Consider the following 12,973-nt stretch of genomic DNA (forward strand, 5'->3'; position numbering starts at 1 on the left):
ATTTAAAATTCAATAAATCCAATTTCATTATTATTAACATATAAATTATTTAAAATTGAACAAAGAGTAATTCAATATCCATCATAAAATTACAACAATTGAATTTATATTTATAAAAATAGTTATTTTATATATAAATTATTTATATATCATTGTTGTTAATTTTGCTTATTAATTTCAACTTGCAAATTCTTAACATTACCTGCAAATGTAATATTTAATTGACAAATTCCATTTTCTTCATCAATAATATGAGTAATGTCATCTCCTTTTTGCATAATTCCATTTACAAATTTTTGATCTTTTACCCATATTGATTTTTGACTTTCTGGATTTGTACTAAAGAACATATTTATCTTATCTTCTTTAAAATCTGTAGTAACAAATCGCAAAGTTCTTTCTATAAAAGTTGTTGTTAAAGTTTTATATAATGATTCGTATCCACCTTCAGAGTTTCTTAATAATGTTCTTGCTTTATAAACTACAATATTTCTAATTTTTTCTTTTTGTAAATGAGCATTATCAGATGAAAAAATAAATCCATAATTAAATTGATTAATTCTATCTTTTATTGAATTTGTAAATCCTGAAATTTCTTTAGACATAGTAGTTCGCACTTTATAAGAATTATCTTCAGCTTCAATATCAAATCTAACACCCGGATATACTGGGGAAACTTGATTAAATCTATCTCTCAAAAAATTAGGACACTGAGAAGCTGCAATAATTCCGGCAGCAACATACGAACCATCAATATATACTCCCTCTATCCAAAATTTTAACAAGTCTTCTTGTTCTTTTGAAAGTGAAACTCCATTTTCATTTTCAAATTTCATTTTATAATCCAAAATTACTCCTGATTTATCTTTTGGAATTATTGTAAAATTCGGAAGTACTGGGATTAAATACTCAGAGTAACTCTGATTTTCTAAAACTTGAGTTTTTTCAATATATTTATCTACACCTGTTGTTGCAAGATTATCAAATGAAGTTTCTGAATTTCCTTCAAAATTAAAGAATACTTGTATTTTATATTCTCCCAATATAGTCATCAAATTTGTTAATACTTCAATAGTGTTTTTATCTACTTTTTCTTCATTTTTTGTTCCACGAAATCTTTCACGTACTTTTTTTTCTGTTTTTTTAATATCTAAATCGACATTTGGATAAATTCCAAACCAAATTGTATTTTCAAAATCATTTTTTGCATTTACTGTATTCAAAAACGCTTTTAATCTTTCCTTATTTCCTGCTTTACTTATCATCTCAGATTTTACATTTGTAACTAATAATGTTGGACGCATTAATGGCACTTTTGTATCATATTGTTCAAAAAACATTTTTACACCAAGTAATTTTTCAATTAAAGGTTTAGCTATTTTTATAAAGTCTTCCTGTGCTGATTTATAAAAAGATAGATAATTATTATAATTCTCAACTTCTTGCTCTGGGTTTATACTAACAATATTTTTTGCAAGTGGTACAAATGTTCTTATAACCAAATCACTAATATACTGATTAGGTTCTTCGGATACATTTTCATAATCATCTTTAAACGCTTCTACTAATGCAGTCGTATTTTTTTCTTCAATTAAAGCCAATGATTTATTCTCTTCCTGTTTATATTCTATAACTTCCAGTTCACCATTTTTTCCTACTTTAAGCATACCAAGTTTAATTTTTTCTGATTTTGAATTATTTTCATTATGTCCAACTAAAAGCCGTGTTTTAATATCTTCAATTGCTAGCGGTAACATTCCAAGAACATTAGAATAATTTTGTGAAGCTTCTTCAAATTTCTCATTTAACTTATCTCCATATTCCAATTTTTTAGGGTTTTCATCATCTAGTTCCTCATATTTACCATAAATATATGCAATTTCTTTTCTAGTTTGCTTTATATCCTCAATAACTTTTCGAGGAGAAATTAATTCTAAAATATTTTCAAATTTAAAATCTACACTACGATTCCCTTGTGATTTTCTAGCTTCTATTAAAGTATTAAGCATTTTAAAAAACGTATTACCATTATTAATCTTTATTTCTGTTATTAAATCTTCTGAAATTCCTTCAGGTTTTTTCAAAATATATCTAATACTTTGACTTTCAGCATCAAAATAACTGTACACTTTAGGATCAAATTTCTCCAAAAATTCATCAAAACTACTAACTAATAAATGACGATTAATTTCTATAATATTTTCATCGTCTAATGAATCCATATTTTTAGAATCATTAATAAGTGTTAAAATATCCATTTTTTCTGGATTAATTTCTTCAAACAAAATTGTCCGATTTGTTCGATTTATAAAATTTTTATCACTCATGATATCTTATTGCGAATTAATAAATAATTTATTAATTCTACTCCTCTCTAAAATTTTATTAAATATTACATCTATTTTTATTCTATTACTATTAATATATCTTTTTTTCAAATATTTGTCAATAATTAATTTTTTATTAGGGATAAATCAGCCAAGTTGTAATTCAAAAATACCTTTTTTTCAAATATGTTTTTTTAATTTTTATAATATCACTTTATAATCTCATAATATCCTAATTTTATTTATAAAAATATTTAAAAATTATATAATTATTTATATAGATTCTATCGCTCAAAATCATCATTATCCAAATCTTGAATATCCTCTTTCCCTTTAATATTTTCTTTCTCTTTCATTCCTTCCTCTATCAGTTTATTAACCTCACTTAATCTTTCAATTTTTTCTAATAATAAATCTGCTTTTTCAAAAGGCTTATTAACTTCTTCTTTCGCATTGGAAAATTCTTCCCTGTAATTTTCAAGCCTTGCCTTTTCTTTTTCCAGATTTTCAGGAATTTTATCTAACAAGTTATCCATTCTCATTATATTTCCAATTGAATCTTTACCAAAATCAGTATAATATTTTTCTTTGTTTTCCAGTACACATTTATATTTCTTCTCATAGAAGTCAAAATTTGAAGACAGTTTAAATCCTCTATAATTTCCAATAATTTGTGGCTCATCAGATATTCCAGTACCTTTTATAGCCTTTAAAAGTCCTTCTCCAGCTTCTTTTTTATCATAAATTTTTGTTCCATTAATTTCAATAAAGGTAAATTTATCCTCATTATCTGATTTTGGCTCTATTTTAGAAATATCTTCTTTCATATTTTCAATATATTTTTCCATTTTACTAATTTTTGTAGGATATTCCTTTGTTATTTTATCCTCAAGACGATATAAGTTTGACTTGTAATTGGCTTCAAGCATTCTTAACTTGTTTACTTCCATATCCAAATCCATTTTTTCCTTAATTAAAGGATTTCCTGTTGCAAGTGCCTTTATTTCAGCATAGTTTAAGGAGCTTTCATCAACGTCTTCTGCTACTCTGACTGGAGTCTTAGAAGTCATAATTTGGCTTATAAACTTTTGTTTATTCTCAATAGTTTGCCATAAGTAAGCATCAAATGTATTCTCGGTAACATATCTATAAATTTCCACTTTCTTATTTTCATTCCCTTGTCTGACTATCCTTCCTGCACGTTGCTCCAAATCCGAAGGACGCCACGGCACATCTAAGTCATGAAGTGCGATTAATTTTGTCTGTACATTTGTTCCTGCTCCCATTTTTTGTGTTGAACCTAGCAATATTCTTACATCTCCTGTTCTTACTTTTGCAAAAAGTTCGTCCTTTTGCTTTTCAGAATTTGCATTATGAATAAATGCTATTTCTTCTTCAGGAATACCTTTATTAATCAACTTTTCCTTTAAATCTTCATAAATATTGAAACTTCCATCATTTTTGGGAGTAGACATATCAGAAAATACAAGCTGTGCGGATTTTTTTTCAATGCTTTCTTTCCATATATTGTAAATATTTTCTACGCAGGCATTTACTTTGCTATTTTCATCATCAGGAAGCATTTCATTTACAAGCCTCTGATCTAGTGCAAGTTTTTTACCATCATTTGTAATTTTTAACATATTGTCTTCTGTTGGTTCTACATTTCTGTTTCTTACTTCTTCTGCTCTTTCTGAAAGACTTTCTAATATTAATTTCTGTTCCTCTGTCGGTTTAGTCAATACTTTTTTATATTCTACTTCGGGTGTCGGTAAATTTAGCATATCGGCAGTTTGTATGTCTGCAAACTGTTTAACATTGTTCATAAGTTCAGGAAGATTATAGAATTTTGCAAATCTTGTTTTAGTTCTGTAGCCGTTTCCTTCAGGAGATAATTCGATAGCTGTAACTGTTTCCCCAAATGTGCTTGCCCAAGAATCAAAATTTTGATGTCCTTGTTTTTTGAGTTCATCATATTGTAAATATCTTTGCATTGTATAAAGTTCCGACATAGTGTTGGAAACTGGTGTACCTGTCGCAAATACAACTCCTTTTCCATTTGTTATCTCATCCATATATCTACATTTCATAAACATATCCGACGATTTTAATGCTTCAGTTTGTCCTATTCCAGCTACATTTCGCATTTTAGTGTATAAAAACAAGTTTTTAAATGAATGTGCTTCGTCCACATACAGCTTATCTACTCCTAATTCTTCAAATGTAACAACATTATCCTTTTTAAAATCATCATTTAATTTTTTTAGCCTTACTTCCAGTTTCTTTTTTGTCCCTTCAAGTTGCTTTACAGTGAAATTCTGGTTATTTTCCTGCTTTAATTTTTGAATATTTTCTATAATTTCATCAATTTCATTTTGTATATGTTTTTGCTGATATTCCTTGCTCATTGGTATTTTTTCAAACTGGGAATGCCCGACTATTACAGCGTCATATTCCCCAGTTGCAATTCTTCCAATAAATCTCTTTCTATTTTTAGGTTCAAAATCTTTTTTAGTTGCTACAAGAATATTTGATCCTTGATAAAGTTCCAGAAATTCCCTTCCCAGTTGTTCTGTCAAATGATTAGGAACTACAAACATTGATTTTGTTGCAAGTCCAAGTCTTTTTGACTCCATAGCAGAAGCAACCATTTCAAAAGTTTTTCCCGCTCCCACAACGTGTGCAAGCAGTGTATTTCCACCGTACAATGTTCTTGCAACTGCATTTAATTGATGTGGCCTTAATTTTATTTCAGGATTTATGCCATTAAAGGTAAGATGACTTCCATCATATTCCCTTAGCCGAATTGAATTAAATTTTTCGTTATATATCTTCGTTAATTCATTCCTTCTTTCCAAATCCTTAAAAATCCAGTCTTTAAAAGCCTGTTTAATAATATCCTGTTTTTGTCCCGCAAGCATAGTTTCCTTCTTATTTAAAATTGCTATTTTTTTACCTTCCGAATCTGTTTCATAATCAAAAATTTTTGTATCCCTCAAGTTTAAAGAATCTTCTATAAGCTTGTATGCATTTACCCTTTCAGTTCCAAAAGTCATAACAGCAAGTGGATTATCATTATCCATATTCTTATTTTCTATTCTCCATTCAGAAGTATATTGAGAATAATGAACTTTAATGTATGAACTTTTATATGCTGGCGTCTTTAATGTTTCCACAATAAAATCCTTTATATATTTTTTAGGAACCCAAGTTGCTCCAATTCTGACATTTATTTCGCTTGCTTCAAGTGGCTTAGGCATTACTTCCTGCAATTTTTCTTTTTGAAAATTTAGTATTTCAGGGCTTATTCCATTTTTTTCTTCATCAGAAAGAGAATTAAATTTGTCAATATATTCTATTTTTTCTCTTATATTTCCACTTAAATATTCATCCTGTGTCACATATTGAAATTCCCGTGGAAAATCTTGATTTATATCAAGAAATATTTCCCCTTTTAAACTGTTAATTAACTCATCTTTTTTCATACCAGTAAGATTTGTCATATATTCAAAATCCACTTTTGCCTTTTGAGAAATTGAAAGGATTAATGCTTCTTGTGGAGTGTCTACTCTATCTATAACTTTTGATTGCTTTATAGTTCTTTTGGAAAAAATATCCCCTTTTTTCTTAAAGTTTCCACGTTCATCGAATATTTCTATTGAAGATAACAAGGAATAATTGGAATCTTCATTAAATAATCTTGAATTTGCTCTTGAATTTAAGTGTCCATACTTATTAATAAATCCATCATATATTCTATTTAGTTTTTCCTGTTCGATTTTTAGTCTATCATCTGTTTCCCCGTCTTTTTGAATTTGAATAACTTTTCTTAGTGAAGATGTCAGTTCTATGTATTTTGATATTTTATCTTTGTCTCTATCTGATAAATCTTGTAATATCATTTCGCTATTTTCTTTAAAGTAAATCTCATTATCTTTTTTAAAAAATGAAAAATTTCTTACTTCATAATTTTCATTTTCAACTACAATTACAGTTTCTTTTTCTTCAGCAAGAGTTTTGTCATAACTTCCTTTTATATTCCCAACCACTTTTTCTAATTCATCCTTTAAATTACTATTTTCTTTCGGCACACAAGTCAATGTTTTCCCAAAACGTCCACTAACTTCCTCCATTTTTCCTAAAACCATATCAGGATTATCCACAAAATACTGATTATATACAAATCCTTCAGAATCAGATTTAACCGTATACCAGTCCTGCTCATCTTTATTTATATTTTCCCTTTTCTTTAAAAATATAATATCCGATGTCACTTCAGTTCCAGCAACGCCTTTAAATGTATCATTTGGAAGCCTTATTGCTCCTAATAATTCCGCTCTTTCTCCAATGTATCTTCTCACACTGTCATCCTTTTTATCAAATGTCCCAGAAGAAGTTATGAAAGCCATAATTCCGCCTTTTTTTACCTTATCTAATGATTTTGCAATAAAGTAGTCGTGTATCATAAAGTTCTGCTTTTCATATTCTCTGTCCATTACCTTAAAATCTCCAAACGGAACATTTCCTATTACAACATCAAATGAATTGTTGGAAAATTCTGTTTTTTCAAATCCTTTTACTTGAATATTACTTTCAGGATAAAGTTTTTTAGCAATATTTCCGCTGATACTGTCTAGTTCCACACCATATATCTTGGAGTTTTCTAATTCATCAGGCAAATTACCTATAAAGTTTCCCACACCACAACTTGGCTCTAAAATATTTCCATCTTCAAATCCAAGTTGCTGTATTCCTTTATAAATGGAATCAATTACTATTTTAGGAGTATAAAAGGCTGTCAATGTACTTGCCTTAGCATTATCATATTCTTCCTGAGTTAAATTTTCTTTTAAAAAATTTCTTGCTTCTTCCCATTGTCCACCTTTGTTTTCATCAAATACATCAGCCAGTCCTCCCCATCCAACATATCTAGAAAGTGTTGTCTTTTCATCATTTGTAGCTTCTCTTTCACTTAAATTTTTTAAAATTTTTATAGCTTCAATATTATTGTTTAGACGTTCTGACGGCAATAGTTTTTCAGATTGGATTTCTTCAGTAATTTTAAAATTTTTAGAAATATTATCTTTACTATTTTCTTCATCTGCATAAGGATGTATTATTTCATCATTTTCAATAATATTTTCTGTTTCCTTTTCAGGAATAAAATATTGATTTTCATCTATAAGTTCCTGTATCCTTTTTTCTATCTTATTCCAAGACAGAACTACCTTAACTTCATTAGCACTAAAATGGTTTTTATATAGCTTCATATTTTTAGAAGTATAAAAGGCATCATCAATAAAATCTCCACGGTCAGGTATTGAGAAGCCGCCTATTCCATATTCCTGTTTCAAATATTTTATTCTATCTTCCTTTGAACTGTTATCTTGAAAAAAATTATAGATAGATTCCACTCCACTATATGATTTTAATACATCGTCAATATTCTTTTGAGTAATTATATTATTATTTTCTATTTGTAAATTATCTGATTGTAAGTTATTTCCCTGAGAGAAGAGAGTAGGCTGTTCATAAGTCCTACCCATTCTATTTGATCTTTTTCTTTTAATTCTTCGGTTAATCCCATAACTTTCATCATTTTGGGTTTTTCTATCTCCCAAAATTTCTCCACTTCTGTCTGAATTGAAAATAGATGCTTCATAACTTCGCCTTTCATTAGAAGATTTTTCAAAAATTCCGCTTTCTCTTGTTCCAGATATTTCATTCTCGCCCGTCCCCAAGAATTGAGTCTGCTCAAGTCTATTTTCTCTTCCTCTAAATTCGGAATTAACACTTGAAACTTCTTGTCCATCAGTATCATTTTGTAATTCCCTCCCGCCTGTTCGTAAGACGTTTCCTTCACCACTGGAGTATATATCCCATTCTCTATCAGATATTCTTTCCCGTTTATCATCTTTTTCAGCATGTTCCAATTCCTCCTCATTTTTTTCATTTTCTATCTCATATCCAATTTTGCTATTTTGCTCTAAAACTGTTTCATCATTTATTTTTTGAATTTCTTTACTTACTTTAATTAAAACTTTTTTGGCTATCTTGGATATTTCTGAAGATATTAATTCCATAGTTCTAAAATCTGAAAACAAGGAATAAATCTCTTTTTCCTTTTCATTAAATATATCCTTTTTATTAATTCCCATTCTCTGATCAAGTGCTATTAAAACAGATTTTTTGATAAAACTTTCAAGAACTTCTGCATCTTTGTAGTTAAAAGTGTCTAATTTGCTGTTTTCAAGCATTGTCTGGTTTATAAGCTCCATTTGTGCTTCTTCAAAATCTGATTTTCCTGTCATTCTTTCAAAGACATCTTTATGAGTTCTATTATTAAATTCCCATAATTTAGGTTTTTCATCGTTTTTCTTATCTAAAGATACTGTCTGTGTAACATCAAAAATATACCTGACATTCTTTTTTCCATTCCTTATACTATATACAGGTATTCCCTTCTGATTTCTTTCTACAACTCTGTTAAAGTTTTCTTTCCAAAAGTCATATTCTGCACAAGCCACAGCTTCAGGACGAATAAAAAATATATTTAATTGTTCCATTGCAGAATATTTATAGTTGTTTCCCATAACGTGAAGATAGTTAATATATTCACTAAAATTTTCATTTACTTTTTTATGTGCACTTTCCAATACATTTTGAATTTTATATCCCATTTTTTCCCCCTAATATAAAATTTTGCAATTTCAAATTTTAATTATCATTTTTCTATTTTTATAAAATCCTTTCTTTGCAAGTTCAAATAATCCCCATTTATCTCTATTCCAAAATGTGCATTATACTCCTTTCCACTTTTACTTTTTATCTTAAACACAACCTGTTCTCCACTTAATAATTTTTTTGCATTATCCTTATTTACCTTTATTTTCTGTCCAAAATAACTTGCTTCTTTCCAAAGAGATGTCTTACATCCATTCTTATAATTACTGCAATAGTAACTTTTACTGTTCTCATAAATATTGCTGTTACACTTAGGACATTTTCCAATAACTTCCATTTCTTTTTCAAATTTTTCAACTTCTACATCTTGATTTATTATATTTTGCAACTCACTTTTAGTTTTCTCAATAATATCACTTATATTTTTTCTGTTATTGCAAATATCTTTCTGAAGCATAGAAAATTCAACAGTTTTTTCCGCATAAAGATTAATATGTAGTAAATCTAATAGCTCAATTAATCTTATCCCCTTTTCAGTTATACTAAAATTCTGCTTCTCAGAAGTAATATATCCATATTTCTTAGCATTTTCAATTATCCCTGTTCTAGTTGCCTCCGTACCAATCTCTACTCCTTTCATTATTTCTCTATATTCCTGTGTATCATCCTCATCTTCTTGTTTTTTCTCTTTTCTAAAAGGATTTTTTAAATAATTACTTAAATTTTCCTCAGTAACTTTTTTAGGAGAAACTGTTAATTTATCAACAACTTTAAAATCAATATCAATTTCCTGGCTAATTTCAAAATACGGCAACTTATTATCAATCTTCTGATTTTCATGTTTTAAAAATCCTTTCTGTTTTACTGATTTTCCTTTTAAATTAAATATTTCATTTCTCACAGCAATCTCTATTTCAGTTTGATTAACTATAGTTTGCTCCTTCAAAAAGTTAGAAATAAATCTATTTCTTATTGTTTCAAAAATTATTTTTTCTTCCAAATTCAAACTATTCATATCAGGAATTTTCAAAGTTGGCATTACTGCACTATGGCTCTCAATCTTACTGCTGTCAAATATTTTTTTGTTGTCCTTAAACTCCAGTTCATAATCACTATATAGTTTTATAAGTTCTTTCACCTTGTCTTTTTCCTCTTCAGCAAGATATTCTGTATTTGTTCTAGGATATGTAATAAATCCCTTTTCATAGAGCTTTTGTATAATTTCAAGAGATTTTGCAAAACTTATTTTATTTTCTTTCGACAATTTGCTTTGTAATTTTGAAAGTGAAAAAAGTTTTGGAGGATTAAGAATAATTTCCTTTTCAGTTATATCCTTCACAATCCCTTTATTTCTATTTAACTCATACGAATAACTTTTAGCTTTTTCAAGTTCTAAAAGGCTATATTTTTTATCGCAGACAAGTTTTAATAAAGTTCCATTACACATAGTTTCGCTCTCAACAGTAAAATATTTTTCAGGAATAAAATTTTTAATTGTCAAATCTCTATCATAAATATATTTTATAACCGGGATAAGAACTCGTCCAACTGGAAAAAGAATGTTTGCCTTTAACGAAATATATCTTGTAAGATTGATTCCCATAAGCCAGTCCATATATGTCCTTGCAAGCCCTTCATTATATAAATTTTTATATCTGAAATTATCTTTAAGATTATTTATAGCTTTTCTTATCGTTTCTTCAGTTTGTTCGGGAAGCCACAATCTTTTTATCTTCTTATCAGTTTTTATAGCATTGATAATAATATCCACTATAATTTGCCCTTCCCTGTCTGCATCTCCTGCATTTACTATCTCATCAACTTCCTTGCTGTTAATAAGGTTTTTTAATATCTTATACTGTTTCTTTATTCCCAAATCATTTTTCAAATCAAATTCAAACTTTTCAGGAAAAAATGGAAGTTTAACTTCACTCCATTTCCTCTTTTCTCCAACATATCCATCAATATCCCTTAATTTAAACAAATGCCCAAAAGCCCAAGAAACAATATACTTTTCATTTTCCATATACCCTTCTTTATTAACCCTGACATTCAATGCACTTGCAATATTACGTGCAAGACTTGGCTTTTCTGCTATTATTAATTTTTTCATATTTTCTCCCTTTTATTTTTATCTCTCTAAATCTTTGATATCAGCATTCCAAAAACTTTTAGAAAAACTTTGCTTTTGGTTTTCACTTACATTTTTATCTTTTTCAGTTTTTAAATACTCATTATTCTTTATCCCTTCATTTAATATTTCAATTTTCCAATCATCTCCATAATACATAAATTCTATATTTTTAAATTCATCAGCTTCCTCTATACAATCACTAAAATCATGTTCCAAAGTATCAAAACTAAACTCGTCATATTTTAAATTTAAAGTATTAATTGTATCTCTCAATTCTTTTACAAATTCTTTGTTATATACATTTCCAAATTTTTCTTCTACTTTTGATAAAATATGTTCTGATGAATAATATACATTTTCCTTATCAAATTTTACACCATCAATCTTTCCTAAAAATTGTTGAATTACCTTACTTTCCATACTATTTCCTCCTACATTTATATAACCGACACTGCCCATCTAAACTTATCCTGATAAAATCCAGTAAAGTCTGAAACAATTACTCTTTTACTTTTTGAACTAGCGTGTATAAACTGTCTATTCCCAATATACATTCCCACATGTGAAATTCTGCCTTTTTCTAAAGTTTCAAAAAATAGCAAGTCCCCCTTCTTAATATTATTATGCAATTTTGGCTTAAATACTGACTGTTCTGCCGAAACACGAGGAATTATAATTCCCAATGTTTTTTTGAACACATACTGTACAAAGCTGGAACAGTCAAAACTGCTACTTCCAGTTGCACCATACACATAAGGCTTTCCAATCTGAGTTTTTGCAAATTCCACAATCCTATATCTTATTTTTTCTTCTCTATCCTTATTACTCTTAGTTATGCTATTTTCAATTATTTCTATCTTTTTACTATCTTCATTTATTAATTGTTTTTGAAAATTAATTTCTCCCTTTGAAAAAGATAGCGAAGAAATAACTGATATTCCTATTAAAATCTTTGTAGTATTATTAAACATTTTTTCACTCCTCTAAATCTTGTTTCATAATTCATATTCTTTTTTACTGCTCAGTGTTTTTTATCAAAACTTTGGTAATGAAAAAAATCCACTGACCTAATTTTAATTTTCTCACGTGTGAGAAAATATAATTACAAGTTTATTATTTTATTGTATTTCTGAATTACTTTTGGAATATATTCCCTTGTTTCCTTTATCCCTTTCCAAGCGTTATTTGCTAATCTTCCACACCCTGCGTTATAACAGACCAGCATTTTTGAAACACTTTTAGTTTTTTCATAATCCCTTTTTAAATGCAGCAAACCACCCTTTATATTTCCCGATATGCTGTTATCCACTCCAAATTCCCTAAAGTTAAAAGGCATCAACTGCATAAGCCCTCTTGCTCCAGCACTTGATACCGTTGAATGATTAAAATGGCTTTCAGTATTCATAACTGCTAAAACTAAATATGGATTAAAGTTATACTCTTTGCTGTACTTGAAAACATAGCCAAGTATATTTTGTATTTCATTTTCATTTAGTCTACTATTCTGTGTTTTAATATATTCAACAAGTTTTCTGTTTCCAATATTTTTTTGAGCATGAGAAACATTATTAACTTTTTTTACAGATTTATCATCATAAAATAATCTGTTGCTTTGTGACTGAATATTGCTTGTATCTTCTTTAGGCAAATCCTTTAATTCTTTACTTTTATCAATACCACTATCTGTTTGAATTTTCAATTTTTCAATTCTTTCCTGTTCAACTTTTTCCTTCTGTTTCTGAAAACTTATTTCTCCGCCAGAAAAGGAAATTCTTGAAATTATCATAAGAAACAATATGCACTTTTTCATTTATTGATCATCTCCTTT

At 28.2% G+C, this 12,973-nt stretch carries 6 protein-coding genes and 1 pseudogene; all 7 read right to left on the reverse strand.

The window, feature by feature from the left end; genetic code table 11:
- Positions 1 to 158 precede the first annotated feature (158 nt).
- The gene (locus HW276_RS09800) at positions 159 to 2,327 is read right to left on the reverse strand and encodes a hypothetical protein (protein ID WP_021747024.1); all 2,169 of its coding nucleotides are present in this window, start codon (positions 2,325 to 2,327) and stop codon (positions 159 to 161) included.
- A 284-nt stretch (positions 2,328 to 2,611) separates the two neighbouring features.
- Positions 2,612 to 7,642 (reverse strand): annotated as a pseudogene (locus tag HW276_RS09805) (helicase-related protein); the annotation flags it as partial.
- A gap of 158 nt (positions 7,643 to 7,800) precedes the next feature.
- Positions 7,801 to 8,280 (reverse strand): TnpV protein, encoded by a 480-nt coding sequence (locus HW276_RS11980; protein WP_370464638.1) that lies wholly within the window; start codon positions 8,278 to 8,280, stop codon positions 7,801 to 7,803.
- Between the two features lie 771 nt (positions 8,281 to 9,051).
- The gene (locus HW276_RS09810; RefSeq protein ID WP_021747026.1) at positions 9,052 to 11,124 is read right to left on the reverse strand and encodes a DNA topoisomerase; all 2,073 of its coding nucleotides are present in this window, start codon (positions 11,122 to 11,124) and stop codon (positions 9,052 to 9,054) included.
- 18 nt (positions 11,125 to 11,142) lie between these two features.
- The gene (locus HW276_RS09815) at positions 11,143 to 11,565 is read right to left on the reverse strand and encodes a hypothetical protein (protein ID WP_036060396.1); all 423 of its coding nucleotides are present in this window, start codon (positions 11,563 to 11,565) and stop codon (positions 11,143 to 11,145) included.
- A gap of 17 nt (positions 11,566 to 11,582) precedes the next feature.
- Positions 11,583 to 12,116 carry a C40 family peptidase gene (locus HW276_RS09820; protein WP_021747028.1) on the reverse strand — a complete coding sequence of 178 codons (534 nt, stop codon included), beginning with the start codon at positions 12,114 to 12,116 and terminating at the stop codon, positions 11,583 to 11,585.
- A gap of 131 nt (positions 12,117 to 12,247) precedes the next feature.
- The gene (locus HW276_RS09825) at positions 12,248 to 12,955 is read right to left on the reverse strand and encodes a transglycosylase SLT domain-containing protein (RefSeq protein WP_051297259.1); all 708 of its coding nucleotides are present in this window, start codon (positions 12,953 to 12,955) and stop codon (positions 12,248 to 12,250) included.
- Positions 12,956 to 12,973 lie beyond the last annotated feature (18 nt).

The sequence above is a fragment of the Leptotrichia sp. oral taxon 417 genome, assembly GCF_013394865.1.
GTDB classification, from domain to species: Bacteria; Fusobacteriota; Fusobacteriia; order Fusobacteriales; family Leptotrichiaceae; genus Leptotrichia; species Leptotrichia wadei_A.